The organism is Bacillus sp. MYb209 (assembly GCF_002975175.1).
Taxonomy (GTDB): Bacteria; Bacillota; Bacilli; order Bacillales; family Bacillaceae_G; genus Bacillus_A.
On the sequence record NZ_PCNZ01000027.1, the window covers coordinates 24,974 to 51,264 of the forward strand.

General features: G+C 40.4%; 39 protein-coding genes. All 39 read left to right on the plus strand.

Annotated elements, in window-relative coordinates:
* The 39 genes from rpoC (at position 1) to CQZ94_RS25325 (ending at position 26,282) form a co-directional block, all read left to right on the plus strand.
* A complete protein-coding gene (rpoC, locus tag CQZ94_RS25135; protein ID WP_105587631.1) occupies positions 1 to 3,612 on the plus strand; it encodes a DNA-directed RNA polymerase subunit beta' in 3,612 nt (1,203 codons plus the stop codon).
* Between the two features lie 113 nt (positions 3,613 to 3,725).
* Entirely contained in the window at positions 3,726 to 3,974 is a 249-nt protein-coding gene (locus CQZ94_RS25140; protein WP_000121833.1) for a 50S ribosomal protein L7ae-like protein, read from the plus strand.
* A gap of 114 nt (positions 3,975 to 4,088) precedes the next feature.
* Positions 4,089 to 4,511, plus strand: coding sequence for a 30S ribosomal protein S12 (gene rpsL / locus CQZ94_RS25145; protein WP_001142341.1), 423 nt, complete (start codon positions 4,089 to 4,091; stop codon positions 4,509 to 4,511).
* Positions 4,512 to 4,540: 29 nt separating this feature from the next.
* Positions 4,541 to 5,011, plus strand: coding sequence for a 30S ribosomal protein S7 (rpsG, locus tag CQZ94_RS25150; RefSeq protein ID WP_001137492.1), 471 nt, complete (start codon positions 4,541 to 4,543; stop codon positions 5,009 to 5,011).
* Positions 5,012 to 5,217: 206 nt separating this feature from the next.
* On the plus strand, positions 5,218 to 7,296 hold the full coding sequence (gene fusA / locus CQZ94_RS25155) for an elongation factor G (RefSeq protein WP_002169326.1): 2,079 nt from the start codon (positions 5,218 to 5,220) through the stop codon (positions 7,294 to 7,296).
* Positions 7,297 to 7,413: 117 nt separating this feature from the next.
* A complete protein-coding gene (gene tuf / locus CQZ94_RS25160) occupies positions 7,414 to 8,604 on the plus strand; it encodes an elongation factor Tu (protein WP_002009778.1) in 1,191 nt (396 codons plus the stop codon).
* 400 nt (positions 8,605 to 9,004) lie between these two features.
* Positions 9,005 to 9,313 carry a 30S ribosomal protein S10 gene (gene rpsJ / locus CQZ94_RS25165; protein ID WP_001040595.1) on the plus strand — a complete coding sequence of 103 codons (309 nt, stop codon included), beginning with the start codon at positions 9,005 to 9,007 and terminating at the stop codon, positions 9,311 to 9,313.
* A 34-nt stretch (positions 9,314 to 9,347) separates the two neighbouring features.
* Entirely contained in the window at positions 9,348 to 9,980 is a 633-nt protein-coding gene (rplC, locus tag CQZ94_RS25170; protein WP_000160209.1) for a 50S ribosomal protein L3, read from the plus strand.
* Between the two features lie 25 nt (positions 9,981 to 10,005).
* Positions 10,006 to 10,629, plus strand: coding sequence for a 50S ribosomal protein L4 (gene rplD, locus CQZ94_RS25175; RefSeq protein WP_001127261.1), 624 nt, complete (start codon positions 10,006 to 10,008; stop codon positions 10,627 to 10,629).
* Positions 10,629 to 10,919 carry a 50S ribosomal protein L23 gene (gene rplW / locus CQZ94_RS25180; protein WP_001205557.1) on the plus strand — a complete coding sequence of 97 codons (291 nt, stop codon included), beginning with the start codon at positions 10,629 to 10,631 and terminating at the stop codon, positions 10,917 to 10,919. Before rplD ends, rplW begins: the two co-directional genes overlap by 1 nt.
* A 28-nt stretch (positions 10,920 to 10,947) precedes the next feature.
* The gene (gene rplB, locus CQZ94_RS25185; RefSeq protein ID WP_000511584.1) at positions 10,948 to 11,778 is read left to right on the plus strand and encodes a 50S ribosomal protein L2; all 831 of its coding nucleotides are present in this window, start codon (positions 10,948 to 10,950) and stop codon (positions 11,776 to 11,778) included.
* A gap of 60 nt (positions 11,779 to 11,838) precedes the next feature.
* Positions 11,839 to 12,117, plus strand: coding sequence for a 30S ribosomal protein S19 (rpsS, locus tag CQZ94_RS25190; RefSeq protein ID WP_000124452.1), 279 nt, complete (start codon positions 11,839 to 11,841; stop codon positions 12,115 to 12,117).
* Between the two features lie 17 nt (positions 12,118 to 12,134).
* On the plus strand, positions 12,135 to 12,476 hold the full coding sequence (gene rplV / locus CQZ94_RS25195; protein WP_002009773.1) for a 50S ribosomal protein L22: 342 nt from the start codon (positions 12,135 to 12,137) through the stop codon (positions 12,474 to 12,476).
* A gap of 3 nt (positions 12,477 to 12,479) precedes the next feature.
* On the plus strand, positions 12,480 to 13,139 hold the full coding sequence (gene rpsC, locus CQZ94_RS25200) for a 30S ribosomal protein S3 (protein ID WP_002009771.1): 660 nt from the start codon (positions 12,480 to 12,482) through the stop codon (positions 13,137 to 13,139).
* A gap of 1 nt (position 13,140) precedes the next feature.
* The gene (gene rplP / locus CQZ94_RS25205) at positions 13,141 to 13,575 is read left to right on the plus strand and encodes a 50S ribosomal protein L16 (RefSeq protein ID WP_000928969.1); all 435 of its coding nucleotides are present in this window, start codon (positions 13,141 to 13,143) and stop codon (positions 13,573 to 13,575) included.
* Positions 13,565 to 13,765 carry a 50S ribosomal protein L29 gene (gene rpmC / locus CQZ94_RS25210; protein ID WP_002091523.1) on the plus strand — a complete coding sequence of 67 codons (201 nt, stop codon included), beginning with the start codon at positions 13,565 to 13,567 and terminating at the stop codon, positions 13,763 to 13,765. The genes rplP and rpmC overlap by 11 nt, the downstream gene beginning before the upstream one ends.
* Positions 13,766 to 13,785: 20 nt before the next feature.
* Entirely contained in the window at positions 13,786 to 14,049 is a 264-nt protein-coding gene (rpsQ, locus tag CQZ94_RS25215) for a 30S ribosomal protein S17 (protein ID WP_002091526.1), read from the plus strand.
* 43 nt (positions 14,050 to 14,092) lie between these two features.
* A complete protein-coding gene (gene rplN / locus CQZ94_RS25220; protein ID WP_000615912.1) occupies positions 14,093 to 14,461 on the plus strand; it encodes a 50S ribosomal protein L14 in 369 nt (122 codons plus the stop codon).
* A gap of 38 nt (positions 14,462 to 14,499) precedes the next feature.
* The gene (gene rplX, locus CQZ94_RS25225; protein WP_000558201.1) at positions 14,500 to 14,811 is read left to right on the plus strand and encodes a 50S ribosomal protein L24; all 312 of its coding nucleotides are present in this window, start codon (positions 14,500 to 14,502) and stop codon (positions 14,809 to 14,811) included.
* A 26-nt stretch (positions 14,812 to 14,837) separates the two neighbouring features.
* Positions 14,838 to 15,377 carry a 50S ribosomal protein L5 gene (gene rplE, locus CQZ94_RS25230; protein WP_002091528.1) on the plus strand — a complete coding sequence of 180 codons (540 nt, stop codon included), beginning with the start codon at positions 14,838 to 14,840 and terminating at the stop codon, positions 15,375 to 15,377.
* A 33-nt stretch (positions 15,378 to 15,410) separates the two neighbouring features.
* Complete coding sequence (gene rpsN / locus CQZ94_RS25235) at positions 15,411 to 15,596, plus strand: 30S ribosomal protein S14 (RefSeq protein WP_001085700.1); 186 nt, start codon at positions 15,411 to 15,413, stop codon at positions 15,594 to 15,596.
* Between the two features lie 29 nt (positions 15,597 to 15,625).
* Positions 15,626 to 16,024: a 30S ribosomal protein S8 gene (gene rpsH / locus CQZ94_RS25240; RefSeq protein WP_002009764.1), complete on the plus strand. Its 399-nt coding sequence runs from the start codon at positions 15,626 to 15,628 to the stop codon at positions 16,022 to 16,024.
* A 32-nt stretch (positions 16,025 to 16,056) separates the two neighbouring features.
* Positions 16,057 to 16,596, plus strand: a complete 540-nt coding sequence (gene rplF, locus CQZ94_RS25245; protein WP_002009762.1) for a 50S ribosomal protein L6 — start codon at positions 16,057 to 16,059, stop codon at positions 16,594 to 16,596.
* Between the two features lie 31 nt (positions 16,597 to 16,627).
* Complete coding sequence (gene rplR, locus CQZ94_RS25250) at positions 16,628 to 16,990, plus strand: 50S ribosomal protein L18 (protein WP_002009761.1); 363 nt, start codon at positions 16,628 to 16,630, stop codon at positions 16,988 to 16,990.
* A gap of 21 nt (positions 16,991 to 17,011) precedes the next feature.
* Positions 17,012 to 17,512: a 30S ribosomal protein S5 gene (rpsE, locus tag CQZ94_RS25255; RefSeq protein WP_002009759.1), complete on the plus strand. Its 501-nt coding sequence runs from the start codon at positions 17,012 to 17,014 to the stop codon at positions 17,510 to 17,512.
* Between the two features lie 13 nt (positions 17,513 to 17,525).
* The gene (gene rpmD / locus CQZ94_RS25260) at positions 17,526 to 17,708 is read left to right on the plus strand and encodes a 50S ribosomal protein L30 (protein ID WP_001085231.1); all 183 of its coding nucleotides are present in this window, start codon (positions 17,526 to 17,528) and stop codon (positions 17,706 to 17,708) included.
* Between the two features lie 33 nt (positions 17,709 to 17,741).
* Positions 17,742 to 18,182 carry a 50S ribosomal protein L15 gene (gene rplO / locus CQZ94_RS25265; RefSeq protein ID WP_002009754.1) on the plus strand — a complete coding sequence of 147 codons (441 nt, stop codon included), beginning with the start codon at positions 17,742 to 17,744 and terminating at the stop codon, positions 18,180 to 18,182.
* The gene (gene secY / locus CQZ94_RS25270; RefSeq protein WP_002124688.1) at positions 18,182 to 19,483 is read left to right on the plus strand and encodes a preprotein translocase subunit SecY; all 1,302 of its coding nucleotides are present in this window, start codon (positions 18,182 to 18,184) and stop codon (positions 19,481 to 19,483) included. Before rplO ends, secY begins: the two co-directional genes overlap by 1 nt.
* 54 nt (positions 19,484 to 19,537) lie before the next feature.
* Positions 19,538 to 20,188, plus strand: coding sequence for an adenylate kinase (locus tag CQZ94_RS25275; RefSeq protein ID WP_002063428.1), 651 nt, complete (start codon positions 19,538 to 19,540; stop codon positions 20,186 to 20,188).
* Entirely contained in the window at positions 20,188 to 20,934 is a 747-nt protein-coding gene (gene map, locus CQZ94_RS25280) for a type I methionyl aminopeptidase (protein WP_000582534.1), read from the plus strand. The genes CQZ94_RS25275 and map overlap by 1 nt, the downstream gene beginning before the upstream one ends.
* Before the next feature lie 68 nt (positions 20,935 to 21,002).
* Positions 21,003 to 21,221 (plus strand): translation initiation factor IF-1, encoded by a 219-nt coding sequence (gene infA / locus CQZ94_RS25285; protein WP_001029884.1) that lies wholly within the window; start codon positions 21,003 to 21,005, stop codon positions 21,219 to 21,221.
* 35 nt (positions 21,222 to 21,256) lie between these two features.
* Entirely contained in the window at positions 21,257 to 21,370 is a 114-nt protein-coding gene (rpmJ, locus tag CQZ94_RS25290) for a 50S ribosomal protein L36 (RefSeq protein ID WP_000868344.1), read from the plus strand.
* Between the two features lie 21 nt (positions 21,371 to 21,391).
* On the plus strand, positions 21,392 to 21,757 hold the full coding sequence (gene rpsM, locus CQZ94_RS25295) for a 30S ribosomal protein S13 (protein WP_002009746.1): 366 nt from the start codon (positions 21,392 to 21,394) through the stop codon (positions 21,755 to 21,757).
* A gap of 24 nt (positions 21,758 to 21,781) precedes the next feature.
* Entirely contained in the window at positions 21,782 to 22,171 is a 390-nt protein-coding gene (gene rpsK / locus CQZ94_RS25300) for a 30S ribosomal protein S11 (RefSeq protein ID WP_002009745.1), read from the plus strand.
* Positions 22,172 to 22,351: 180 nt separating this feature from the next.
* Positions 22,352 to 23,296 carry a DNA-directed RNA polymerase subunit alpha gene (locus CQZ94_RS25305; RefSeq protein WP_002009743.1) on the plus strand — a complete coding sequence of 315 codons (945 nt, stop codon included), beginning with the start codon at positions 22,352 to 22,354 and terminating at the stop codon, positions 23,294 to 23,296.
* Between the two features lie 35 nt (positions 23,297 to 23,331).
* Positions 23,332 to 23,694, plus strand: a complete 363-nt coding sequence (gene rplQ / locus CQZ94_RS25310) for a 50S ribosomal protein L17 (protein ID WP_000331490.1) — start codon at positions 23,332 to 23,334, stop codon at positions 23,692 to 23,694.
* Positions 23,695 to 23,800: 106 nt separating this feature from the next.
* Positions 23,801 to 24,643, plus strand: a complete 843-nt coding sequence (locus tag CQZ94_RS25315) for an energy-coupling factor ABC transporter ATP-binding protein (RefSeq protein ID WP_105587633.1) — start codon at positions 23,801 to 23,803, stop codon at positions 24,641 to 24,643.
* Positions 24,619 to 25,500: an energy-coupling factor ABC transporter ATP-binding protein gene (locus tag CQZ94_RS25320; RefSeq protein ID WP_105587634.1), complete on the plus strand. Its 882-nt coding sequence runs from the start codon at positions 24,619 to 24,621 to the stop codon at positions 25,498 to 25,500. The genes CQZ94_RS25315 and CQZ94_RS25320 overlap by 25 nt, the downstream gene beginning before the upstream one ends.
* Positions 25,488 to 26,282: an energy-coupling factor transporter transmembrane component T family protein gene (locus CQZ94_RS25325; RefSeq protein ID WP_105587636.1), complete on the plus strand. Its 795-nt coding sequence runs from the start codon at positions 25,488 to 25,490 to the stop codon at positions 26,280 to 26,282. Before CQZ94_RS25320 ends, CQZ94_RS25325 begins: the two co-directional genes overlap by 13 nt.
* Positions 26,283 to 26,291: the final 9 nt, after the last annotated feature.

Sequence of the window (26,291 nt, forward strand, 5' to 3'; positions counted from 1 at the left end):
TTGATAGATGTAAATAACTTTGAATATATGAAGATTGGACTTGCTTCACCTGACAAGATTCGTTCTTGGTCATACGGTGAAGTTAAGAAACCAGAAACAATTAACTATCGTACGTTAAAGCCTGAAAAAGATGGCTTGTTCTGTGAGCGTATTTTCGGACCACAAAAGGACTGGGAATGTCATTGCGGAAAATATAAACGTGTACGTTATAAAGGTGTAGTTTGTGATCGATGTGGCGTTGAAGTAACGCGTGCAAAAGTTCGTCGTGAACGTATGGGTCATATCGAATTAGCTGCTCCTGTATCTCATATTTGGTATTTCAAAGGTATCCCGAGCCGCATGGGACTTGTCTTAGACATGTCCCCTCGCGCGCTTGAAGAAGTAATTTATTTCGCTTCTTATGTTGTAACAGAAAGTGGAGATACACCACTTGATAAGAAGCAATTACTTTCTGAAAAAGAATACCGTGCATATCGTGATCGATATGGCAGCACATTCCAAGCTGCTATGGGTGCAGAAGCGATTAAAAAGCTACTGCAAGACATCGATTTAGATAAAGAAGTAGACTTCTTAAAAGAAGAATTAAAAACAGCGCAAGGACAACGCCGTACTCGTGCTATTAAACGTCTAGAAGTATTAGAAGCATTCCGTAACTCTGGAAATCACCCATCTTGGATGATCTTAGAAGTTCTTCCAGTTATCCCACCAGAACTACGCCCGATGGTACAGTTAGATGGTGGACGTTTTGCTACTTCTGACTTAAACGACTTATATCGTCGTGTAATTAACCGTAACAACCGTTTAAAACGTCTATTGGACTTAGGTGCACCAAGCATCATCGTTCAAAACGAAAAACGTATGTTACAAGAAGCTGTAGACGCATTAATCGATAATGGTCGCCGTGGCCGTCCAGTTACTGGACCAGGTAACCGTCCATTAAAATCACTATCTCACATGCTTAAAGGTAAACAAGGACGTTTCCGTCAAAACTTATTAGGTAAACGTGTTGACTACTCTGGCCGTTCTGTAATCGTTGTAGGACCGAACTTAAAGATGTATCAATGTGGATTGCCGAAAGAAATGGCGCTTGAATTGTTTAAACCTTTCGTTATGAAAGAGTTAGTTGGAAAAGGATTAGCACACAACATTAAGAGTGCTAAACGTAAAATCGAGCGTGTACACCCTGAAGTTTGGGACGTTTTAGAATCTGTGATCAAAGAGCATCCAGTACTTCTAAACCGCGCACCAACACTTCACCGTCTTGGTATCCAGGCGTTTGAACCTACATTAGTAGAAGGTCGTGCAATCCGTCTTCACCCACTTGTATGTACAGCATACAACGCGGACTTTGACGGTGACCAAATGGCGGTTCACGTTCCGTTATCATCAGAAGCACAAGCAGAAGCTCGTATTCTTATGTTGGCGGCACAAAACATCTTGAATCCAAAAGACGGAAAACCAGTTGTTACTCCATCTCAGGATATGGTATTAGGTAACTATTACTTAACACTTGAGCGCGAGGGTGCAATCGGTGAAGGTATGGTCTTCAAAGATGCAAACGAAGCAATACTTGCATACCAAAATGGATATGTACATCTGCACACGCGTGTTGCAGTTGCAGCGAGTTCGGTAAATAATGTAACGTTTACTGAAGAGCAAAAGAGTAAGCTTCTATTAACAACAGTTGGTAAATTAATATTTAACGAAATCTTACCAGAGTCGTTCCCTTATATTAATGAACCAACAAACTCAAACCTTGAAAAAGAAACACCAGCGGAATATTTCGTTGAAAAAGGTGCGAACATTAAAGAAATTATTGCTAGTCGCGAAGAAGTGGCACCATTTAGCAAGAAAATCCTTGGTAACATTATTGCGGAAGTATTCAAACGTTTCCAAATTACAGAAACATCTCGCATGCTTGACCGTATGAAAAACTTAGGATTTAAATACTCTACAAAAGCTGGTATTACAGTTGGGGTATCAGACATTCTTGTATTAGGTGAAAAAGATGAAATTCTCCATGAAGCACAAGCAAAAGTAGATAATGTAATTAAACAATTCCGTCGTGGTTTAATCACGGAAGAAGAACGTTACGATCGCGTTATCTCTATTTGGAGTAATGCAAAAGATGTTATCCAAGGAAAACTGATGAAATCCTTGAATAAACGCAACCCAATCTTCATGATGAGTGATTCCGGTGCCCGTGGTAACGCATCGAACTTTACTCAGCTTGCTGGTATGCGTGGTCTGATGGCCAATCCATCTGGTCGTATCATTGAGCTTCCGATCAAATCAAGTTTCCGTGAAGGTTTAACAGTACTTGAGTACTTCATCTCTACGCATGGTGCGCGTAAAGGTCTTGCCGATACAGCACTTAAAACTGCCGATTCTGGTTACTTAACACGTCGTCTTGTAGACGTTGCACAAGATGTAATTGTTCGTCAAGATGATTGTGGAACAGATCGTGGTTTACTAATTGGTGCGATTAAAGAGGGTAATGAGGTTATTGAGTCACTATATGATCGTCTTGTTGGACGTTTTGCAAGAAAAACTGTAAAACATCCTGAAACAGGTGAAGTATTAGTTGTTGAAAATCAATTAATTACTGAAGATATTGCTCATATCGTTGAAAAGTCGGGTGTTGAAACTGTAAACATTCGTTCAGCGTTTACGTGTAATACTCGCCACGGTGTATGTAAGAAGTGTTACGGTCGTAACTTAGCAACTGGCACAGACGTAGAAGTAGGAGAGGCGGTAGGTATTATCGCAGCTCAATCTATCGGTGAGCCAGGTACACAGTTAACGATGCGTACGTTCCATACGGGCGGGGTTGCCGGAGATGATATCACACAAGGTTTACCTCGTATCCAAGAGATCTTCGAAGCTCGTAATCCGAAAGGTCAGGCAGTTATCAGTGAAATCGACGGTGTTATCGCAGCGATCAACGATGTTAAAGATCGCCAAGAAGTAGTTGTACAGGGTGAAGTTGAAGCTCGTACGTATGCTATTCCTTACGGTGCTCGTCTGAAAGTAACTCTAGGACAGCCAATTAGCCACGGTAAAGAGTTAACAGAAGGTTCTATTGATCCGAAAGAATTACTAAAAGTAACGGACATTACAGCCGTTCAAGAATACTTATTACGTGAAGTTCAAAAAGTATACCGTATGCAAGGGGTAGAAATTGGTGACAAACACGTAGAAGTAATGGTACGTCAAATGCTACGTAAAGTTCGTGTAAGTGACGCGGGTGAAACAGATGTATTACCAGGAACATTACTAGATATCCATCAGTTTACTGATGCGAACGCGAAGGTGTTACTGAAAGGTAAACAACCAGCAACAGCTAGACCGGTTCTACTTGGTATTACTAAAGCTTCACTTGAAACTGATTCGTTCTTATCTGCAGCATCGTTCCAAGAAACAACTCGTGTTCTAACAGATGCAGCAATTAAGGGTAAACGCGATGAACTTCTAGGATTGAAAGAAAATGTTATTATCGGTAAGCTTGTTCCTGCTGGAACAGGTATGAATCGTTATCGCAAAGTGGATCTTGTAAAAACAACACAAGATAACATGAATGTAGAAAACGATGAAGTTTATGTGGAACAGTAAAATTTTCCGTCGTAAATTTTGTATAAAAACAGCTAATCCTAGTTGACATTGTATGAGTCAAAATGTTACTATAATCAAGGTTGCTCCTTAACGATGCTTTGGAGGATATTTATATGTCTTATCAAAAAGTGTCAAATGCTGAAAATGTAGTCGTTGGTCATAAACGAACATTGGAAGCAATCAAAAATGGTATAGTTAAAGAAGTTGTTATTGCAGAAGATGCTGATGTGCGGTTAACCCATGTTATCATTCGTACTGCCTTGCAACATAACATACCCATAACCAAAGTTGAATCAGTTCGTAAACTTGGAAAAGTTTCGGGGATTCAAGTGGGAGCTTCAGCAATAGGAATAATAAGTTAAAACTGTTTTTGTGAGGAGAGAGCATTTGCTCTTCCTTGCAAAAACTTTGTTTTCAACTAATAATGAACCACCTGGATATGTGGTCATACAAACATGCGAAGGGAGGATAATCAAATGCCTACTATTAACCAATTAGTGAGAAATGGTCGTACTGATAAAGTATGGAAGTCTAAATCACCTGCGTTAAACAAAGGTTTTAATTCTTTAAAGAAAAAATCAACTGATATCTCTGCACCTCAAAAACGTGGTGTATGTACTCGTGTTGGTACAATGACTCCGAAGAAACCTAACTCAGCGTTACGTAAATACGCTCGTGTACGTTTAACAAATGGTATTGAAGTTACAGCTTACATCCCAGGTATCGGTCATAACCTACAAGAGCATAGCGTAGTATTAATTCGCGGTGGTCGAGTAAAGGATTTACCAGGGGTACGTTACCACATCGTTCGTGGTGCGCTTGATACAGCTGGTGTTGACAAACGTATGCAAGGACGTTCTAAATATGGTACTAAGCGACCAAAACCTGCTAAAAAATAATAAACTTATAATGAAAGGAGGAACTCAATATGCCTCGTAAAGGACCTGTTGCGAAACGTGACGTGTTACCAGATCCAATGTACAATTCTAAGCTTGTAACACGCCTAATCAACAAAATGATGGTTGACGGTAAAAAAGGTAAATCTCAAACAATTCTTTATAACGCTTTCGATATCGTTCGTGAACGTTCAGATAAAGAACCAATGGAAGTATTCGAGCAAGCTCTTAAGAACATCATGCCTGTTCTTGAAGTACGCGCTCGTCGTGTTGGTGGTGCTAACTACCAAGTTCCAGTTGAGGTTCGTCCAGAACGCCGTACAACTTTAGGTCTTCGCTGGTTAGTAAACTATGCTCGTCTTCGTGGTGAAAAAACTATGGAAGAGCGTCTAGCTTACGAAATCTTAGATGCAGCTAACAACGCTGGTGCATCTGTTAAGAAACGTGAAGACACTCATAAAATGGCAGAAGCTAACAAAGCATTTGCTCATTACCGTTGGTAGGATTCAACGTAAAATAAATGTAAGCATAAACCGCTTTATTTGTCGCTTATGGAAGTGTGGAGAGGGAGAATGCCTCTCCCTTTCGTTGGGCGCTCGTTTTACATAATGAGGGTACTGGACACTGGCATATGTAACAATATAAAGTGGCTTTTTTGCTACTTAAAATAAAATAATCCAATCCATATATGGAAGGAGCAAGACACCAAATGACAAGAGAGTTCTCTTTAGAAAACACTCGTAATATTGGTATCATGGCTCACATCGATGCTGGTAAAACAACAGCAACTGAGCGTATTCTGTATTACACAGGACGTATTCATAAAATCGGTGAAACTCATGAAGGTGCATCTCAGATGGACTGGATGGAGCAAGAGCAAGAACGTGGTATCACAATTACTTCTGCTGCAACTACAGCACAATGGAAGGGTCACCGTGTAAACATCATTGACACTCCAGGACACGTAGATTTCACAGTAGAAGTAGAACGTTCTTTACGCGTACTTGATGGCGCAGTAGCAGTACTTGATGCACAATCTGGTGTAGAACCACAAACAGAAACTGTTTGGCGTCAGGCTACTACTTATGGCGTTCCTCGTATCGTATTCGTTAACAAAATGGATAAGATCGGTGCAGATTTCTTATACTCTGTAGGGACAATCCACGATCGTTTACAAGCAAACGCACATCCAATTCAGTTACCAATCGGTGCTGAAGACGAGTTCAATGGTATCATTGACCTTGTTGAAGAGTGTGCTTACATGTACAGTAACGATTTAGGAACAGACATCGAGCGTGTTGAAATTCCTGAAGAGCATAAAGAATTAGCTGAAGAATACCGCGGAAAACTTATTGAAGCGGTAGCTGAGCTTGATGAAGAAATGATGATGAAGTACCTAGAAGGTGAAGAAATCACTGTAGAAGAGCTTAAAGCTGGTATCCGTAAGGCTACAACTTCTGTTGAATTCTTCCCAGTAATCTGTGGTTCTGCATTCAAAAATAAAGGTGTTCAAATTCTGTTAGACGCAGTTATTGACTACCTACCATCTCCATTAGATGTACCTGCTATTAAAGGTACTCTTCCGGATACAGATGAAGCTATTGAGCGTAAGTCTAGCGATGAAGAACCATTCGCAGCTCTAGCATTCAAAATCATGACTGACCCTTATGTTGGTAAGTTAACGTTCTTCCGTGTATATTCTGGTGTGTTAAACTCTGGATCATACGTGAAAAACTCAACTAAAGGTAAGCGTGAGCGTGTAGGTCGTATCCTACAAATGCACGCTAACAGCCGTGAAGAGATTTCAACAGTTTACGCTGGTGATATCGCTGCTGCTGTAGGTTTAAAAGATACTACTACTGGTGATACTCTTTGTGACGAGAAGAGTCTTGTTATCCTTGAGTCTATGGAATTCCCAGAGCCAGTTATCTCTGTAGCTATCGAACCAAAATCTAAAGCTGACCAAGATAAAATGGGTACAGCATTATCTAAGCTTTCTGAAGAAGATCCAACATTCCGTGCTCACACTGACCAAGAAACTGGCCAAACAATCATCGCTGGTATGGGTGAACTTCACCTTGATATCATCGTTGACCGTATGCGCCGTGAATTCAAAGTGGAAGCAAACGTTGGTGCTCCTCAGGTAGCATACCGTGAGACTTTCCGCGCTGCTGCGAAAGTTGAAGGTAAGTTCGCTCGTCAATCTGGTGGTCGTGGACAATTCGGTCACGTTTGGATTGAGTTTGAACCTAATGAAGAAGGTAAAGGTTTTGAATTCCAAAACAAAATCGTCGGTGGTGTAGTTCCACGTGAATACATCCCAGCTGTTGGAGCGGGTCTTGAAGACTCACTTAAAAATGGTGTACTAGCTGGTTATCCACTAGTCGACATCAAAGCTGCGTTAGTTGACGGCTCTTACCATGATGTCGATTCATCTGAGATGGCGTTCAAAATCGCTGCATCTATGGCGCTTAAAGCTGCGGTTTCTAAATGTAGCCCAGTAATTCTTGAGCCAATGATGAAAGTTGAAGTTGTAATTCCTGAAGAGTACATGGGTGACATTATGGGCGACGTAACATCTCGTCGTGGACGTGTAGAAGGTATGGAAGCTCGCGGTAACGCACAAGTTGTTCGCGCTATGGTTCCACTTTCTGAAATGTTCGGTTATGCAACGGCATTACGTTCTAACACTCAAGGACGCGGAACATTCTCAATGACATTTGATCATTATGAAGAAGTACCGAAGTCTGTTTCTGAAGAAATTATTAAAAAAAATAAAGGTGAATAATTGATTTTTATCGATTGTTCAAGTATAACTACTTATGTAAGCTTAGAAAGTGAGACTTAAGTTTCACTTTCTAGTCTAAATATAAAATAACCTATATAAACTAAGGAGGAATTTAGAATGGCTAAAGCTAAATTCGAACGTTCTAAACCCCATGTTAACATCGGTACAATCGGCCACGTTGACCATGGTAAAACTACATTAACTGCTGCGATCACTACAGTTCTTGCAAAAGCTGGTGGTGCTGAAGCACGCGGATACGATCAAATCGACGCTGCTCCAGAAGAAAGAGAGCGCGGAATCACAATCTCAACTGCACACGTTGAGTACGAAACTGAAACTCGTCACTATGCACACGTTGACTGCCCAGGTCATGCTGACTATGTTAAAAACATGATCACTGGTGCTGCTCAAATGGACGGCGGTATCTTAGTAGTATCTGCTGCTGATGGTCCAATGCCTCAAACACGTGAGCACATCCTTCTTTCTCGTCAAGTAGGTGTTCCTTACATCGTTGTATTCTTAAACAAATGCGACATGGTAGATGACGAAGAATTATTAGAATTAGTAGAAATGGAAGTTCGTGACCTATTATCTGAATACGGATTCCCAGGCGACGATATTCCTGTAATTAAAGGTTCTGCTCTTAAAGCTCTTCAAGGAGAAGCTGAGTGGGAAGAAAAAATCATCGAATTAATGACTGAAGTTGATGCTTACATCCCAACTCCAGAACGTGAAACTGACAAACCATTCTTAATGCCTATCGAGGATGTATTCTCTATCACAGGTCGTGGTACAGTTGCAACTGGTCGTGTTGAGCGCGGTATCGTTAAAGTTGGTGACGTAGTAGAAATCATCGGTCTTGCTGAAGAGAATGCTACGACAACTGTAACTGGTGTAGAAATGTTCCGTAAGCTTCTTGACCAAGCACAAGCTGGAGACAACATCGGTGCTCTACTTCGTGGGGTTGCTCGTGAAGATATCCAACGTGGACAAGTTCTTGCTAAAACTGGCTCTGTAAAAGCACACGCTAAATTCAAAGCTGAAGTTTTCGTATTATCTAAAGAAGAAGGTGGACGTCATACTCCATTCTTCGCTAACTACCGTCCTCAGTTCTACTTCCGTACAACTGACGTAACTGGTATCATCCAATTACCAGAAGGTACTGAAATGGTAATGCCTGGTGACAACATCGAAATGACTATCGAACTTATCGCTCCAATCGCTATCGAAGAGGGAACTAAATTCTCTATTCGTGAAGGTGGACGTACAGTAGGTTACGGTGTAGTTGCTACAATCGTTGCTGAGTAGTCTTTAATTAGATTATTAAAAACTCAAGGGATTCTCCCTTGAGTTTTTTTATTGCTTATTTATATAGAAGAAAGAGATGCATTTTCTATTTTTGAATGAGTTTCTTCTATAGTATATAAAACGAAAATAACACCCAAAAACTGTAAGTTAAATAAGAGTAGATGAAAACTTGATATTCTTTAAAGTGCCATGTATAATAGCAAAAGTAGAGAAAAGCAGATGCAAACAAAAAGATGCTTGCATCTAGACGAATAACATTGTATAATAGACAATGTTGGTCTTTGACTGCGATGAAGTGGAAGGTTGCTGACACACCCGGCCGCTTTGCCATGGCATGGTGTGGGGAAATTTCCATGGAGAAGGTCTATTTTAGAAATAGGCGAACGAAGGAGGGAAAATAATGGCAAAAGAAAAAATTCGTATCCGTTTAAAAGCTTATGATCACCGTATTCTTGATCAATCAGCTGAGAAAATTGTAGAAACAGCTAAGCGTTCTGGGGCAACAGTTTCTGGTCCAATCCCATTACCAACTGAGAAGACTATTTACACAATTCTTCGTGCTGTTCATAAGTACAAAGATTCTCGTGAACAATTCGAAATGCGCACGCACAAACGTCTAATCGACATCGTGAGTCCTACTCCGCAAACAGTAGATTCATTAATGCGTTTAGATTTACCATCTGGTGTAGATATCGAAATCAAACTATAATTTATATAACTTAAAAATGTAGGAGGTGTAACTCATGACCAAAGGAATCTTAGGAAGAAAGATCGGTATGACTCAAGTATTTGCTGAGAATGGTGAGTTAATCCCAGTAACGGTAATCGCTGCTAATCCAAACGTTGTTCTTCAAAAGAAAACAACTGAAACTGATGGCTACAACGCAATTCAGTTAGGATTTGAAGATAAACGTGAAAAGTTAACTAACAAACCTGAACAAGGCCACACTGCTAAAGCATCTACAACTCCTAAGCGCTTCATTCGCGAAATCCGCGATGCAGACGTGGACGGATTAGAGGTTGGTCAAGAGGTAAAAGTTGAAGTTTTCGCTGCAGGTGAAATCGTTGACGTAACAGGAATTTCTAAAGGTAAAGGTTTCCAAGGTGTTATTAAACGCCACGGACAATCTCGCGGACCTATGTCTCATGGTTCTCGCTATCACCGTCGTCCAGGTTCAATGGGGCCAGTTGCTCCGAACCGTGTATTCAAAGGCAAAAAACTTGCTGGACGTATGGGTGGAGACCAAGTTACTATCCAAAACTTAGAAATCGTTCAAGTTGACACTGAGCGCAACTTATTACTAGTAAAAGGTAACGTTCCAGGTGCTAAGAAATCTCTTGTAGTTGTTCAAGGCGCTGTGAAGGTTAGCAAATAATTCACAATAGGAAGGAGGAATTCCAATGCCAAAAGTTACTGTATATAACCAAACTGGTTCACAGGTTGGTGAAATCGAATTAGCTGAAGCTATTTTCGGTATCGAACCAAATGAAGCTGTACTTTTCGAAGCTGTAATGATGCAACGTGCATCTTTACGTCAAGGTACACACAAAGTAAAAACTCGCTCTGAAGTTCGCGGTGGTGGTCGTAAACCATGGCGTCAAAAAGGAACTGGACGTGCTCGTCAAGGTTCTATCCGCTCTCCTCAATGGCGTGGTGGTGGTACGGTATTCGGACCTACACCAAGAAGCTATGCGTACAAACTTCCTAAGAAAGTTCGTCGTTTAGCAATCAAATCTGCATTAGCTACTAAAGTAGTTGAGAACAACATTGTAGTTCTTGAGGACCTAGTGTTAAATGCACCAAAAACAAAAGACATGGTAGCAGTACTTAAAGGATTAACTGTTGAGAAGAAAGCTCTTATCGTAACTGCTGATGCAAACGAATCTGTAGAGTTATCTGCTCGCAATATCCCTGGAGTAACAGTAATCACTGCTGATGGCGTAAACGTGCTAGATGTGCTTCATCATGATAAGCTAATCATGACAAAAGCGGCAGTGGAAAAAGTAGAGGAGGTGCTTGCATAATGAGAGATCCTCGTGATATCATTAAGCGCCCAGTTATCACTGAACGTTCTATGGAAATGATGGCTGAAAAAAAATACACGTTCGACGTGGACGTTAAATCTAATAAAACAGAGGTTAAAGACGCTATAGAAGCGATCTTTGGTGTTAATGTAGACAAAGTAAATATCATGAACTACAAGCCGAAAGCAAAACGCGTTGGTCGTCACGCTGGTTTTACTAGCCGTCGTCGTAAAGCAATCGTTAAGCTAACTGCTGACAGCAAAGAAATCGAAATCTTCCAAGGCGTTTAATTCTTACTAAAGAAGGAGGGAAATTGAGATGGGAATTAAAAAGTATAATCCAACTACTAACGGTCGTCGTAACATGACTACGAATGATTTCGCTGAAATCACGACTGACAGACCGGAAAAGTCTTTACTTGCTCCTTTAAGCAAAAAGGCTGGTCGTAATAACCAAGGTAAAATTACTGTACGTCATCAAGGTGGCGGACATAAGCGTCAATACCGTATCATCGACTTTAAGCGTAACAAAGATGGAATTCCAGGACGCGTTGCTACGATCGAATATGATCCAAACCGCTCTGCGAATATCGCATTAATTAACTACGTTGACGGTGAAAAACGTTACATTCTTGCTCCTAAAACTTTAGAAGTAGGTATGGAAGTTATGTCTGGCCCTGAAGCTGACATTAAAATCGGTAACGCATTACCATTAATCAACATTCCAGTAGGTACTGTTGTTCATAACATCGAGCTTAAGCCTGGTCGTGGAGGACAATTAGTTCGTTCTGCTGGTACATCTGCTCAAGTACTTGGTAAAGAAGGAAAATACGTACTTGTACGTTTAACTTCTGGTGAAGTACGTCTTGTATTATCTGCTTGTCGCGCTTCAATCGGTCAAGTTGGTAACGAACAACACGAACTTATCAAAATCGGTAAAGCAGGTCGCTCTCGCTGGTTAGGTAAGCGCCCAACAGTTCGTGGTTCTGTAATGAACCCGGTTGATCACCCACACGGTGGTGGTGAAGGACGCTCTCCAATCGGACGTAAGTCTCCAATGTCTCCATGGGGTAAACCAACTCTCGGATTCAAGACTCGTAAGAAAAACAAAGCGTCTGATAAATTTATCGTTCGTCGTCGTAAAAAATAATGGGATTGTAGTACGGTTCATTTCAAGAACCGTACGCCAATCACGAAGGGAGGCACCAAAATGGCTCGTAGCTTAAAAAAAGGACCATTTGTCGATGATCACTTAATGAACAAAATGGAAAAATTAGTTGCATCTGAGCAAAAACAAGTTGTTAAAACTTGGTCTCGCCGTTCAACTATCTTCCCTCAGTTCATCGGACATACAATTGCTGTATATGATGGTCGTAAACACGTACCTGTGTACATCACTGAGGATATGGTTGGCCATAAGTTAGGTGAATTCGCACCAACTCGTACGTATAAAGGTCACCTTGCTGACGATAAGAAAACTAGAAGATAATGAGAGGAGGCACTTCAATGCAAGCTAAAGCAGTAGTGAGAACAGTTCGTATTGCTCCTCGTAAGGTTCGTTTAGTAGTAGACTTAATCCGAGGTAAGCAAGTGGGTGAAGCGATTGCTATCCTTAACCACACACCAAAAACTGCTTCTCCAGTTGTAGAAAAAGTTTTAAAATCTGCAATCGCAAATGCAGAGCACAATTATGAGATGGATATTAACAACCTAGTTGTTGAAAAAGTCTTCGTTGACGAAGGTCCAACGTTGAAACGTTTCCGTCCACGTGCAATGGGTCGTGCAAGCCAAATTAACAAACGCACAAGCCACATCACAGTTGTGGTATCAGAAAAGAAGGAGGGATAATCGATGGGTCAGAAGGTTAATCCAATTGGTCTTCGTGTCGGTATTATCCGCGACTGGGAATCTCGTTGGTTCGCTGAGAAAGATTATGCTACGTTATTACATGAAGACATCAAAATCCGTGAGTACATTACTGTACGCTTAAAAGATTCTGCTGTTGCTAAAGTAGAAATCGAACGTGCAGCAAATCGTGTAAATGTTACAATTCACACTGCGAAACCTGGTATGGTTATTGGTAAAGGTGGTACTGAAGTTGAAGCACTTCGTAAAGCTCTTAACCAATTAACAGGCAAGCGTGTACACATCAACATTTTAGAAGTTAAGAGAGCTGATCTTAACGCTAAATTAGTAGGCGAAAACATCGCTCGTCAATTAGAAAACCGTGTATCATTCCGTCGTGCACAAAAGCAAGTTATTCAACGTGCTATGCGTGCAGGAGCAAAAGGTATTAAAACACAGGTTTCTGGTCGTCTTGGCGGAGCTGATATCGCTCGTGCAGAATCTTACAGTGAAGGAACTGTTCCACTTCATACACTTCGCGCTGATATTGACTATGCAGCAGTTGAAGCTGATACAACATACGGTAAATTAGGCGTAAAAGTATGGATCTACCGTGGAGAAGTCCTTCCTACAAAAAAGAAAGCTTCTGAGGAAGGAGGAAAATAATATGTTAATGCCAAAACGCGTAAAATATCGTAGAGAGCATCGTGGTAAAATGCGTGGTCGTGCAAAAGGTGGAACTGAAATTGCTTTTGGTGAATTCGGTTTACAAGCACAAGCTGCTTCATGGATTACAAACCGTCAAATCGAAGCTGCTCGTCGTGCAATGACTCGTTACATGAAACGTGGCGGTAAAGTATGGATTAAAATTTTCCCTTCTAAACCTTACACTGCAAAACCTCTAGAAGTACGTATGGGTTCCGGTAAAGGGGCACCAGAAGGCTGGGTAGCAGTAGTAAAACCTGGGAAAATTATGTTTGAAATTGCGGGTGTATCTGAAGAGGTAGCACGCGAAGCATTACGTCTTGCAGCTCACAAGTTACCTGTGAAATGTAAATTCGTAAAACGTGAAGAAAATGGTGGTGAATCTAATGAAAACTAATGATATTCGTGAATTAACCACTGCCGAAATCGAAACAAAAGTTAAAGCTTTAAAGGAAGAATTGTTCAATCTTCGCTTCCAACTTGCTACAGGACAATTAGAGAATCCAACTCGCATCCGTGAAGTGCGTAAAGCGATTGCTCGTATGAAAACTGTAGTTTGTGAAAGAGAGATCGGAATTAATCGATAAATTGAGGGGAGGTTTGCATAGTGAGCGAACGTAACCAACGCAAAGTTTATACTGGTCGTGTTGTGTCTGATAAAATGGACAAAACGATTACAGTTTTAGTTGAAACTTACAAAACTCATTCCTTGTACGGAAAACGTGTTAAGTATTCTAAAAAGTACAAAGCCCATGATGAGCAAAACCAAGCAAAACTTGGCGATATCGTTAAAATCATGGAAACTCGCCCGCTTTCTGCTACTAAGCGTTTCCGTTTAGTTGAAATCGTTGAAGAAGCGGTTGTTATCTAAATAGACGAATCGGAATTTTTAGTCCGAAGGGAGGTTTCATAACATGATCCAACAAGAATCTCGTTTGAAAGTTGCTGACAACTCTGGTGCACGTGAACTTTTAACAATTAAAGTATTAGGCGGCTCTGGTCGTAAATATGCTAATATTGGTGATATTATCGTTGCTACGGTAAAACAAGCAACACCAGGTGGCGTTGTTAAAAAAGGTGACGTTGTTAAGGCAGTAGTGGTACGTACGAAGAGCGGAGCTCGTCGTCCGGACGGTTCTTACATTAAATTTGATGAAAACGCAGCGGTTATCATCAAAGACGATAAGAGCCCACGTGGTACTCGTATCTTCGGACCAGTAGCTCGTGAATTACGTGATAGCAACTTCATGAAGATCGTTTCTTTAGCTCCAGAAGTTCTATAATTTAAGGTATTGCCTTGCTAAGGAGGTGCAGAATTAAGATGCATGTAAAAAAAGGTGATAAAGTTCAGGTAATCACTGGTAAAGACAAAGGAAAACAAGGTGTTATCCTTGTGGCTTTCCCAAAGCAAAACCGTGTTATCGTTGAGGGTGTTAACATCGTTAAAAAACACTCTAAGCCATCTCAATTAAATCCACAAGGTGGAATTATTACGAAAGAAGCACCTATTCACGTTTCTAATGTTATGGTATTAGATCCGAAAACAGGCGAACCTACTCGCGTAGGCTTCAAAGTAGAAGATGGTAAAAAAGTGCGTATTGCAAAAAAATCTGGTGAATTATTAGATAAATAATTTTCTTAAGAAAGGAGGTCACTTCATTGAATCGCCTTAAAGAGAAGTTCCAAAAGGAAATTACTCCTGCTCTAATGAGCAAGTTTAACTATAAATCTGTGATGGAAGTACCGAAAATCGAAAAGATCGTAATCAACACTGGTGTTGGTGACGCGGTATCTAACTCAAAAGCTTTAGACAATGCAGTAGAAGAATTAACGCAAATCGCAGGTCAAAAACCTGTTGTAACTCGCGCTAAAAAATCAATCGCTGGTTTCCGTCTTCGTGAAGGTATGCCAATCGGTGCGAAAGTCACTTTACGCGGACAACAAATGTATGAGTTCTTCGACAAATTAGTATCAGTTTCTTTACCACGTGTACGTGATTTCCGTGGTGTTTCTAAGAAATCATTCGATGGTCGTGGAAACTACACATTAGGTGTTAAAGAGCAACTAATTTTCCCTGAGATTGATTATGATAAAGTAAGTAAAGTCCGCGGTATGGACATCGTAATCGTTACTACAGCGAAAACTGATGAAGAAGCTCGCGAACTTTTAACACAATTCGGTATGCCATTCCAAAAATAATGGAAGCCAACGCTAAGTAGAGGAGGCGAAAACGTGGCTAAAAAATCTATGATCGCGAAACAAAAACGTACTCCTAAGTTTAAAGTACAAGAGTATACACGTTGCGAACGCTGCGGTCGTCCGCATTCTGTATACCGCAAATTTAAGCTTTGCCGTATTTGTTTCCGTGAACTTGCATATAAAGGTCAAATTCCTGGTGTTAAAAAAGCTAGTTGGTAAAACCCACAAATGGGAAGGAGGTAAAACACATGGTGATGACAGATCCAATTGCAGACATGCTTACTCGCATCCGTAATGCGAACATGGTACGTCATGAGAAATTAGAGGTTCCTGCTTCTAAAATCAAAAAAGAGATCGCTGAACTTTTAAAACGTGAAGGCTTCATTCGTGATGTAGAATACATCGGGGATAACAAACAAGGTATCCTTCGTATTTTCCTGAAATATGGTGCAAACAATGAACGTGTAATCACTGGATTGAAACGTATCAGTAAACCTGGCTTACGCGTTTACGCAAAAGCTGATGAAGTACCACGTGTACTTAACGGATTAGGTATCGCTCTTGTTTCTACATCTAAGGGAGTAATGACAGACAAAGACGCTCGTCAATTACAAACTGGTGGAGAAGTAGTAGCATACGTTTGGTAATATATATTTAAAACGAACGGAGGTGTGACCACATGTCTCGTATTGGTAAAAAGATTCTTGAAATCCCTGCAGGTGTTACTATTACAGTTGCAGAAGACAATACTGTAACAGTAAAAGGCCCTAAAGGTGAATTAACTCGTACTTTCAAAACTGATATGTCTATCAAAATTGAAGAAAATACACTAACAGTTGAGCGTCCATCTGAACAGAAGGAACACCGTGCATTACACGGTACAACTCGTGCTTTAATCGGAAACATGGTTGAAGGTGTAACTACAGGTTTCGTACGCGGACTTGAATTAGTCGGTGTTGGTTACCGTGCTCAAAAACAAGGTGATAAACTTGTTTTAAGCGTAGGTTATTCTCATCCAGTAGAAATGACTCCAGAAGCAGGACTTGAAGTTGAAGTACCTGTACCAACTAAAATCGTAATTAAAGGTATCGACAAGCAACGTGTTGGCGAATTTGCTGCTAACATCCGTGCTGTACGTGCTCCTGAACCATATAAAGGTAAAGGTATTCGTTACGAAGGCGAAGTTGTTCGTCGTAAAGAAGGTAAAACTGCTAAGTAAACCCGTTAGGTGAAAGAAAGGAGTGACAAGAATGATCACTAAAGCTGCTAAAAATGCGACTCGTAAGAAAAGACATGCACGTGTACGTGCTAAACTTACTGGTACTGCAGAACGTCCACGTTTAAACGTGTACCGTTCTAACCAACATATTTACGCTCAAGTTATTGATGATGTAAATGGTGTAACATTAGTAAGTGCATCTACTCTTGATAAAGACCTTGCTCTTAACGGTACTAGTAATACTGAAGCTGCTACGAAAGTTGGAGAATCAGTTGCTAAGCGTGCTGTAGAGAAAGGCGTTAAAGAAGTAGTATTTGATCGCGGTGGTTACTTATACCATGGCCGTGTTAAAGCTCTAGCTGAAGCTGCTCGTGAGGCTGGATTACAATTTTAATGGTCAAAGGAGGGAAAATTGATGCAACGCATTGACCCAAGTAAATTAGAACTTGAAGAACGTGTAGTTACGATAAATCGTGTCGCGAAAGTTGTTAAGGGTGGTCGTCGTTTCCGCTTTGCTGCACTAGTTGTAGTTGGCGATAAAAACGGTCATGTTGGATTCGGTACTGGTAAAGCACAAGAGGTACCAGACGCAATTCGTAAAGCTATCGAAGACGCTAAGAAAAACCTAATCGCAGTACCATTAGTTGGTACAACAATTCCACACACAATCAACGGTCATTTTGGAGCTGGTGAAGTATTCTTAAAACCTGCTGCTGAGGGTACTGGTGTTATTGCTGGTGGACCTGTTCGTGCGGTACTAGAATTAGCTGGTGTACAAGATATTCTTTCAAAATCTCTTGGTTCTAACACACCAATCAACATGATTCGCGCTACTGTGAACGGATTAAGCGAACTTAAGCGCGCTGAAGATGTTGCAAAATTACGCGGTAAATCTGTAGAAGAGCTACTAGGTTAAGGAGGGAAAACAAATGGCGAAAAAGTTAGAAATTACCCTCACTCGTAGTGTAATTGGTCGTCCACAAGATCAACGTGCGACGGTAGAAGCTTTAGGTCTTAAAAAGTTGAATTCAACTGTAGTTAAGGAAGAAACTCCTGCTATTCTTGGTATGATCAACAAAGTTTCTCACCTTATAACTGTAAAAGAAGCTTAAGGATAACTCATTAATATAAGGAGGTGCCTGGGAATGAAACTTCATGAATTAAAACCTGCAGAAGGTTCTCGTAAAGTACGTAACCGTGTCGGTCGTGGTATCGGTTCTGGTAACGGTAAAACTGCTGGTAGAGGTCATAAAGGACAAAACGCACGTTCTGGCGGCGGTGTTCGTCTTGGCTTCGAAGGTGGTCAAACTCCACTATTCCGTCGTTTACCAAAACGCGGCTTCACAAACATTAACCGTAAAGAGTTTACTATTGTAAACTTATCAACGTTAAATCGTTTTGAAGATGGTACAGAAGTAACACCTGAATTATTGCTGGAAACTGGCGTTATCAGCAAATTAAACGACGGTGTTAAAATTCTTGCAAGCGGAGCAGTAGAGAAAAAATTAACTGTTAAAGCGCACAAGTTCTCTTCAAGTGCTAAAGAAGCAATTGAAGCAGCTGGCGGATCAGTTGAGGTGATCTAATGTTTCGTACAATCTCCAACTTTATGCGCGTTGCTGAGATAAGACGTAAAATATTATTCACTTTAGCGATGTTAGTCGTATTCAGGATTGGCACTTTTATCCCAGTGCCATTTACAAATGGAGACGTACTGAAAGCACAAGATCAATTAAATGCCTTAGGTATCCTAAATACATTTGGCGGTGGCGCCTTGAAAAACTTCTCCATCTTTGCGATGGGAATCATGCCGTATATTACAGCATCCATCATCGTGCAATTATTGCAGATGGATGTTGTTCCTAAATTTTCGGAATGGTCGAAGCAAGGCGAAATGGGCCGTCGTAAACTAACGCAATTCACGCGTTACTTTACAATTGTTCTTGCGTTTATTCAGGGGTTTGGTATGTCAATCGGTTTTAACGGTATGGTAGGTGGGCAATTAATTTTGAATCCAGGTTGGAGCACTTATTTATACATTGCTACGGTACTGACTGCTGGTACTGCATTTTTAATGTGGTTAGGTGAACAGATTACAGCTAAAGGTGTAGGCAATGGTATTTCCATTCTTATCTTTGGTGGTATTGCCGCAGCGATCCCAAGTGTTATATCTCAAGTGTATCAACAACAGTTTCAAAATATCGGAGATCAATTGTTCATGAGTATCGTTAAAGTTGCATTGATCTTACTAGCTGTGCTAGCAGTTATTGTTGGTGTTATTTTCATTCAACAGGCTGTTAGAAAGATCCCAATTCAATACGCGAAGCGTGTAACAGGAGGGAATGGGAATCATGCTGGAGCACAAAACACTCATTTACCACTTAAGGTAAATAGTGCGGGTGTTATTCCAGTCATTTTTGCTGTTTCATTCTTAATTACGCCTCCAACTATTGCACAGTTCTTCCCGAAACATGATGTGTCGCAGTGGATTATTGCAAACTTTAACTATTCTCACCCAGTGGGAATGATCATATATGTTGCGCTCATTGTAGCCTTCACATATTTCTATGCATTTGTTCAGGTTAATCCAGAGCAAATGTCAGAGAATCTAAACAAGCAAGGTGGATATGTTCCAGGTATTCGTCCGGGTAAGAATACAGAACAATATCTAACAAAAATCTTGTATCGTTTGACCTTTGTAGGATCAATTTTCCTAGCAGCGATTGCAATCTTACCAGTTATCTTTACGAAATTGGGAAATCTTCCTCCATCTGCACAGATTGGTGGAACGAGTATGTTAATCGTTGTCGGCGTTGCTTTAGAAACAATGAAGCAGCTAGAAAGCCAATTGGTAAAACGCCATTACAAAGGGTTTATCAAGCAGTGAGTAAGTGGGAAGAAGTGTCTTCCCTACATGCTCATGTACTGAGGGGGAACAAGGATGAACTTGATTTTAATGGGGCTTCCTGGTGCTGGTAAAGGTACACAAGCCGAACAGATTGTTGCCAAGTATAACATCCCTCACATCTCAACAGGAGATATGTTCCGTGCAGCTATGAAGGCTGAAACTGAACTTGGTTTACAAGCAAAATCTTTTATTGATAAAGGTGCGCTTGTTCCAGATGAAGTTACAATTGGAATTGTTCGTGAACGTTTAAGTCAAGAAGACTGTATTAAAGGCTTCTTATTAGATGGTTTCCCGCGAACTGTTGCACAAGCATCAGCTCTTGAAGAGATTATGAAAGATCTTGGCAAAAAAATCGACTATGTTTTAAACATTAATGTGGATTCAGGGTTGTTATTAACACGCCTTACAGGCCGTCGCATTTGTAAAGAATGCGGTGCGACTTACCACTTAGAATTCAATCCGCCAGCAAAAGCTGATGTGTGCGATAAATGTGGTGGCGAATTATATCAACGCTCTGATGACAATGAAGAAACTGTAGCAAATCGTTTAGATGTAAATATTAAGCAAACAAAACCTTTGCTTGATTTCTACGAGGAGCTAGGTTACTTACAAAGCATTAATGGTGAGCAAGATATCAATAAAGTATTTGCTGATATCGATGTTCTCATCGGAGGCTTAGCGTAATGATCATCTGCAAAACTCCTCGCGAGATAGAAATCATGCGAGAAGCTGGCAGGATCGTTGCTTTAACTCATCAAGAGTTGAAACAACATATTACTCCAGGAATTACAACGAAAGAGCTCGATCAAATAGCGGAAAAGACGATTCAAAAATATGGTGCTACGCCATCTTTTAAAGGATACAACGGATTTCCGGGGAGCATATGTGCTTCTGTAAATGAAGAGCTTGTACACGGGATTCCAGGGAAGCGTAAGCTCGAAGAGGGCGATATCATCAGTATCGATATTGGTGCGAAATACAATGGGTACCATGGAGATTCTGCATGGACGTATCCAGTTGGAAACATTTCTGAATCTGTTCAAAAGCTACTTGATGTCACAGAAAAATCGTTGTATCTTGGTCTAGAACAAGTAAAACCAGGCGAAAGATTATCAAATATCTCGCATGCGGTTCAAACACATGCTGAAGAGAATGGGTTCTCGATCGTTAGGGAGTATGTTGGTCACGGAATCGGGCAAGACTTACATGAGGACCCTCAAATTCCGCACTATGGTCCACCAAATAGAGGCCCTAGATTAAAGCCGGGAATGGTCATCTGTGTTGAGCCGATGGTGAATCAAGGAAGACGATATGTAAAAACACTATCTGATGACTGGACAGTGGTAACGGTAGATGGTAAATGGTGTGCCCATTTTGAGCACACGATTGCTCTTACAGAAGCAGGATACGAAATCCTTACCACTTTATAAGTAGCTGGCTCTCCGGGATTTCAGAGCAGTGTAAAATGTTACTGATTTGAAGAAGGGAGAACTATTGAATGGCTAAAGATGATGTAATTGAAGTCGAAGGTACCGTTCTTGAAACGTTGCCAAATGCTATGTTCAAAGTAGAATTAGAGAATGGGCATGTCGTATTGGCTCACGTTTCTGGTAAAATCCGTATGAACTTCATTCGTATTTTACCAGGAGACAAAGTTACGGTAGAATTATCTCCGTACGATTTAAATCGTGGTCGTATTACGTACCGTTTTAAATAATATAGCACTCCGTAATCTTTAAGGAGGTTCGAGACATGAAAGTAAGACCGTCAGTTAAACCAATCTGCGAAAAATGTAAAGTTATTCGTAGACGTGGAAAAGTAATGGTTATTTGTGAAAACCCTAAACATAAACAAAAACAAGGTTAATCAGAAGGAGGTGCATTCAGAATGGCACGTATCGCAGGTGTAGATATTCCTCGTGACAAGCGCGTTGTTATTTCTTTAACTTACGTATTCGGCATTGGTCGCACAACTGCTGAAAAAATTCTTACAGAAGCTGGTATTTCTTCGGAAACACGAGTTCGTGATTTATCGGAAGATGAATTAGGACGTATCCGTGATATCATCGATCGTATTAAAGTTGAGGGAGATCTTCGTCGTGAAGTATCTCTTAACATTAAACGTCTAATGGAGATCGGTTCTTACCGTGGTCTTCGTCACCGTCGTGGTTTACCAGTTCGTGGTCAAAACTCTAAAAACAATGCTCGTACACGTAAAGGTCCACGTCGTACAGTAGCAAATAAAAAGAAATAATAAGTAAAGGAGGTTGAACTAACAATGGCACGTAAAACAAACACTCGTAAAAAACGTGTGAAAAAGAATATTGAAGCTGGTATAGCTCATATTCGTTCTACTTTCAACAACACAATCGTAACACTTACAGATACTCACGGTAACGCACTTTCTTGGTCTAGTGCTGGTGCACTTGGTTTCCGTGGATCTCGTAAATCTACTCCATTCGCTGCGCAAATGGCTGCTGAAGCTGCTTCTAAAGTTGCAATGGAGCATGGTTTAAAAACTTTAGAGGTTACTGTTAAAGGTCCTGGTGCTGGTCGTGAAGCTGCAATTCGTGCTCTTCAAGCGGCAGGTCTAGAAGTAACAGCAATTAGAGATGTTACTCCAGTTCCTCATAATGGATGTCGTCCACCAAAACGTCGTCGTGTGTAATTTTTCTGTATAGAATTTTCCCTTTTGTCTATAATGGATATGATGCATTATCGAGAAATTTCGTACAGAAACATCGCTTGTTGTGCACAATCGGGAACTGCCTAAGGGGGACTTTCGGTTAAACAGAGGTTCTTCCTTTGTTTAACCGGGGTTTCGACGTTTTGAAGGAGGGTTTAGTTAATGATTGAAATCGAAAAACCGAAAATCGAAACGGTTGAACTTAACGAAGATGCTAAGTATGGCAAATTCGTGATTGAACCGCTTGAGCGTGGATATGGTACTACTTTGGGTAACTCCTTACGTCGTATTCTTTTATCCTCACTCCCTGGTGCCGCTGTAACTGCTATCCAAATCGATGGCGTTTTACACGAATTTTCAACAGTTGAGGGCGTAGTAGAAGACGTTACGACGATGATCTTAAACTTGAAAAAGTTAGCTCTTAAAATCTACTCTGAAGAAGAGAAGACGTTGGAAATCGATGTACAGGGCGAAGGTATTGTCACAGCTGCTGATATTACTCACGATAGTGATGTTGAAATCTTAAATCCAGATTTACACATTGCGACGTTAGCAAAAAATGCGCATTTCCGCATGCGTTTAACTGCAAAGCGTGGCCGTGGGTATACGCCAGCTGATGCAAATAAAAGCGAAGATCAACCAATAGGAGTAATTCCTATTGATTCTATTTATACTCCAGTATCACGTGTGACTTACCAAGTGGAAAAGACACGTGTCGGACAAGTGGCTAATTATGATAAGCTTACGCTTGATGTATGGACGGATGGAAGCATCGGGCCAAAAGAAGCTATCTCTTTAGGTGCCAAAATCTTAACTGAGCATTTAAATATCTTTGTTGGTTTAACTGACGAAGCACAAAATGCTGAGATTATGGTCGAGAAGGAAGAAGATCAAAAAGAAAAAGTTCTAGAGATGACTATTGAAGAACTGGATCTTTCTGTTCGTTCTTATAATTGCCTAAAACGTGCAGGAATTAATACTGTACAAGAGCTTGCGAACAAAACAGAAGAAGATATGATGAAAGTTCGTAACTTAGGACGTAAATCCTTAGAAGAAGTTAAACATAAACTTGAGGAATTAGGTTTAGGTTTACGTAAAGACGACTGAGGATTTAAACCCATCAACAAAGGAGGGAACTACGAATGGCATACAGAAAATTAGGCCGTACAAGTGCGCAACGTAAAGCTATGTTACGTGATTTAGCTACTGATTTAATTATCAACGAGCGCATCCAAACGACAGAAACTCGTGCAAAAGAACTTCGTTCTGTAGTGGAAAAAATGATCACTTTAGGTAAACGCGGAGATCTTCATGCTCGTCGTCAAGCAGCAGCTTTCATCCGTAATGAAGTTGCTAACGCTGAGACTGGTCAAGATGCACTTCAAAAATTATTCGCTGATGTAGCTCCACGCTATGCTGAGCGCCAAGGCGGATACACTCGTATTGCAAAAATTGGTCCACGTCGCGGAGACGCAGCACCAATGGTAATTATCGAGTTAGTATAATGATGATTAAAAGGGCAGGACAGTTCTTTTCAAGTAACTGGTCATGGCCCTTTTTTTTTAAGTATAAAAAAATAGGCTAACTTGGCGAAAGAAAGGGTGCCTTGTATTGAAAAAAGAGAAACTTCGGACAGAAAATATATCATTTCAATATCCTGGGGCAGCCTCTTATGCATTAAAAGATGTTTCGTTTTCCTTATATGAAGGAGAATGGGTATCTGTTATTGGACAAAATGGTTCAGGGAAGTCTACACTTGCAAAATTATTGAATGGCTTATTTTTACCGGAATCAGGGACAATTACTTTAAATGATACAATGATTTTATCAGGGGAAACAGTATGGGATGTTCGAAAGCAAATTGGGATGGTATTTCAAAATCCAGATAATCAATTTGTTGGAACGACAGTACAAGATGACGTTGTATTCGGCCTAGAGAACATCGGAATGCCAAGGGAGCAGATGATAGAAAGACTAGAACAAGCTCTGCAACTTGTCCGTATGGAAGATTTTTTAAATGAAGAACCCCATTCGTTATCTGGTGGACAAAAGCAGCGAGTCGCAATAGCAGGTGTTTTAGCACTTCAGCCATCTATTTTAATACTAGATGAAGCAACTTCAATGTTAGACCCTCAGGGGAGACGTGAAGTAGTAGAAACGGTCAGACAACTTGTTAATCAAAAGGGTATTACGGTGTTATCGATTACGCACGATTTAGAAGAAGCGGCACAGTCAGACCGTATTATTATTTTGAACAAGGGAGAAATATTAGAGGAAGGTACTCCAGAGCAAATTTTCAAATCCTCTCATATGCTCCAAGAGATTGGATTAGATGTACCTTTTTCGTTGAAAATAGCAGAATTATTAAAAAGAAATGAAATTCACTTGCAAAATACGCATCTTACAATGGAAAGCTTGGTGAACGAACTTTGGAGATTACATTCCAAAAAGTAGAACATCGTTATCAATATAAAACTCCATTTGAAAGACGCGCACTTTATGATGTAGACGTGTCGTTTCCAAGTGGGGGCTATTATGCCATTATCGGTCATACTGGTTCAGGTAAGTCGACGATGATTCAACATTTAAATGGTTTATTGCAGCCGACAAATGGTACGGTTCAAATTGGTGAATATTTAATTTCAGCAGGGAAAAAAGAGAAGAAACTTAAGCCGCTACGAAAAAAAGTAGGGGTTGTCTTTCAGTTTCCAGAACATCAACTATTTGAAGAAACAGTTGAAAAGGACATTTGTTTTGGACCTACTAATTTTGGTGTATCTGAAGAAGAGGCAAAACAAAAGGCGAAAGATGCAATCCAGCTTGTTGGATTGGACATAGAGTTATTAGCACGTTCTCCGTTTGAATTAAGCGGTGGGCAAATGAGGCGTGTTGCAATAGCAGGCGTACTTGCGATGGAACCCGAAGTGCTTGTATTAGATGAACCTACAGCAGGGCTTGATCCGAAAGGACAGCACGAGCTCATGGAGATGTTTTACAATTTGCATAAGGAACAGGGGCTTACAGTCATTCTTGTTACCCATAATATGGAGGATGCCGCTAAGTATGCAGATCAAATAGTGGTCATGCATAAAGGAACGGTCTTTTTGCAAGGAAGAGCAGAGGAAGTATTTTCACATGCTGATGAATTAGAACAAATCGGTGTGGATCTTCCAATGTCTTTAAAGTATAAACGTGCAATTGAAGAGAAGTTTGGTATTTCAATTTCGAAGGCTACCTTATCTTTAGAGGATCTTACTCATGAAGTTGTACAGGTGTTACGAAAAGGTGGTCATGAATCATGCAGCAGTTGATTATTGGGAGATATATTCCAGGTCAGTCACTCATTCATCAACTTGATCCTCGTACGAAGCTGTTGATTGTCTTTTTATATGTATTTGTTGTTTTCTTAGCAAATAATGCGATTTCATATGGATTTTTATTTTTATATGCACTCATTGCTTTATTTTTTGCAAAAGTGCCGATTCGTTATGTACTTTCGGGCTTAAAACCAATTTTATGGATTTTTCTTTTTACATTTTTCCTGCATATTTTTACAAATAAAGAAGGGGAAGTACTATTCCAGCTTGGTTGGTTTTCGATACATGAAAAAGGATTAGAGCAAGGAATCTACATTTCTATACGATTTTTCGTTATTATTTTAATGACGACATTATTAACGTTAACAACGACACCAATTGAGATTACAGATGGTTTAGAGACGTTATTAAAGCCGTTGAAGCGTATGAAAGTTCCTGTTCATGAAATCGCATTAATGATGTCAATTTCTCTTCGATTTATCCCCACATTAATGGATGAAACGAGTAAAATCATGAAAGCGCAGGCGTCACGTGGTATTGATTTTGCTGGGGGACCGATAAAAGATAGGATGAAAGCTATTATCTCACTACTCGTTCCACTATTTATCAGTGCTTTTAAGCGTGCAGAGGACTTAGCGATTGCGATGGAAGCTCGTGGATATAAAAGTGGCGAAGGACGTACTAAATTTAGGCAACTACGCTGGAAAATAAGTGATACAGTAACAATTGTAAGCTTACTTTGTTTAGCTTGTATTTTGGCATGGGTGCGGTCGTAATGGAGAGTA

Coding starts and splice junctions, on each gene's coding strand:
- map (WP_000582534.1), top strand. CDS start 20,188: ATGATCATCTGCAAAACTCCTCGCGAGATAGAAATCATGCGAGAAGCT.
- rplR (WP_002009761.1), top strand. CDS start 16,628: ATGATCACTAAAGCTGCTAAAAATGCGACTCGTAAGAAAAGACATGCA.
- rplF (WP_002009762.1), top strand. CDS start 16,057: ATGTCTCGTATTGGTAAAAAGATTCTTGAAATCCCTGCAGGTGTTACT.
- rpsH (WP_002009764.1), top strand. CDS start 15,626: ATGGTGATGACAGATCCAATTGCAGACATGCTTACTCGCATCCGTAAT.
- rplV (WP_002009773.1), top strand. CDS start 12,135: ATGCAAGCTAAAGCAGTAGTGAGAACAGTTCGTATTGCTCCTCGTAAG.
- rpmD (WP_001085231.1), top strand. CDS start 17,526: ATGGCGAAAAAGTTAGAAATTACCCTCACTCGTAGTGTAATTGGTCGT.
- tuf (WP_002009778.1), top strand. CDS start 7,414: ATGGCTAAAGCTAAATTCGAACGTTCTAAACCCCATGTTAACATCGGT.
- rpsG (WP_001137492.1), top strand. CDS start 4,541: ATGCCTCGTAAAGGACCTGTTGCGAAACGTGACGTGTTACCAGATCCA.
- CQZ94_RS25305 (WP_002009743.1), top strand. CDS start 22,352: ATGATTGAAATCGAAAAACCGAAAATCGAAACGGTTGAACTTAACGAA.
- rpsC (WP_002009771.1), top strand. CDS start 12,480: ATGGGTCAGAAGGTTAATCCAATTGGTCTTCGTGTCGGTATTATCCGC.
- CQZ94_RS25325 (WP_105587636.1), top strand. CDS start 25,488: ATGCAGCAGTTGATTATTGGGAGATATATTCCAGGTCAGTCACTCATT.
- infA (WP_001029884.1), top strand. CDS start 21,003: ATGGCTAAAGATGATGTAATTGAAGTCGAAGGTACCGTTCTTGAAACG.
- rplC (WP_000160209.1), top strand. CDS start 9,348: ATGACCAAAGGAATCTTAGGAAGAAAGATCGGTATGACTCAAGTATTT.
- rplW (WP_001205557.1), top strand. CDS start 10,629: ATGAGAGATCCTCGTGATATCATTAAGCGCCCAGTTATCACTGAACGT.
- fusA (WP_002169326.1), top strand. CDS start 5,218: ATGACAAGAGAGTTCTCTTTAGAAAACACTCGTAATATTGGTATCATG.
- rpsE (WP_002009759.1), top strand. CDS start 17,012: ATGCAACGCATTGACCCAAGTAAATTAGAACTTGAAGAACGTGTAGTT.
- rpsL (WP_001142341.1), top strand. CDS start 4,089: ATGCCTACTATTAACCAATTAGTGAGAAATGGTCGTACTGATAAAGTA.
- rpsK (WP_002009745.1), top strand. CDS start 21,782: ATGGCACGTAAAACAAACACTCGTAAAAAACGTGTGAAAAAGAATATT.
- CQZ94_RS25275 (WP_002063428.1), top strand. CDS start 19,538: ATGAACTTGATTTTAATGGGGCTTCCTGGTGCTGGTAAAGGTACACAA.
- rplQ (WP_000331490.1), top strand. CDS start 23,332: ATGGCATACAGAAAATTAGGCCGTACAAGTGCGCAACGTAAAGCTATG.
- rpsS (WP_000124452.1), top strand. CDS start 11,839: ATGGCTCGTAGCTTAAAAAAAGGACCATTTGTCGATGATCACTTAATG.
- secY (WP_002124688.1), top strand. CDS start 18,182: ATGTTTCGTACAATCTCCAACTTTATGCGCGTTGCTGAGATAAGACGT.
- rplX (WP_000558201.1), top strand. CDS start 14,500: ATGCATGTAAAAAAAGGTGATAAAGTTCAGGTAATCACTGGTAAAGAC.
- rplN (WP_000615912.1), top strand. CDS start 14,093: ATGATCCAACAAGAATCTCGTTTGAAAGTTGCTGACAACTCTGGTGCA.
- rpmC (WP_002091523.1), top strand. CDS start 13,565: ATGAAAACTAATGATATTCGTGAATTAACCACTGCCGAAATCGAAACA.
- rplO (WP_002009754.1), top strand. CDS start 17,742: ATGAAACTTCATGAATTAAAACCTGCAGAAGGTTCTCGTAAAGTACGT.
- rpsM (WP_002009746.1), top strand. CDS start 21,392: ATGGCACGTATCGCAGGTGTAGATATTCCTCGTGACAAGCGCGTTGTT.
- rplP (WP_000928969.1), top strand. CDS start 13,141: ATGTTAATGCCAAAACGCGTAAAATATCGTAGAGAGCATCGTGGTAAA.
- rpmJ (WP_000868344.1), top strand. CDS start 21,257: ATGAAAGTAAGACCGTCAGTTAAACCAATCTGCGAAAAATGTAAAGTT.
- rpsJ (WP_001040595.1), top strand. CDS start 9,005: ATGGCAAAAGAAAAAATTCGTATCCGTTTAAAAGCTTATGATCACCGT.
- CQZ94_RS25140 (WP_000121833.1), top strand. CDS start 3,726: ATGTCTTATCAAAAAGTGTCAAATGCTGAAAATGTAGTCGTTGGTCAT.
- rplB (WP_000511584.1), top strand. CDS start 10,948: ATGGGAATTAAAAAGTATAATCCAACTACTAACGGTCGTCGTAACATG.
- rplD (WP_001127261.1), top strand. CDS start 10,006: ATGCCAAAAGTTACTGTATATAACCAAACTGGTTCACAGGTTGGTGAA.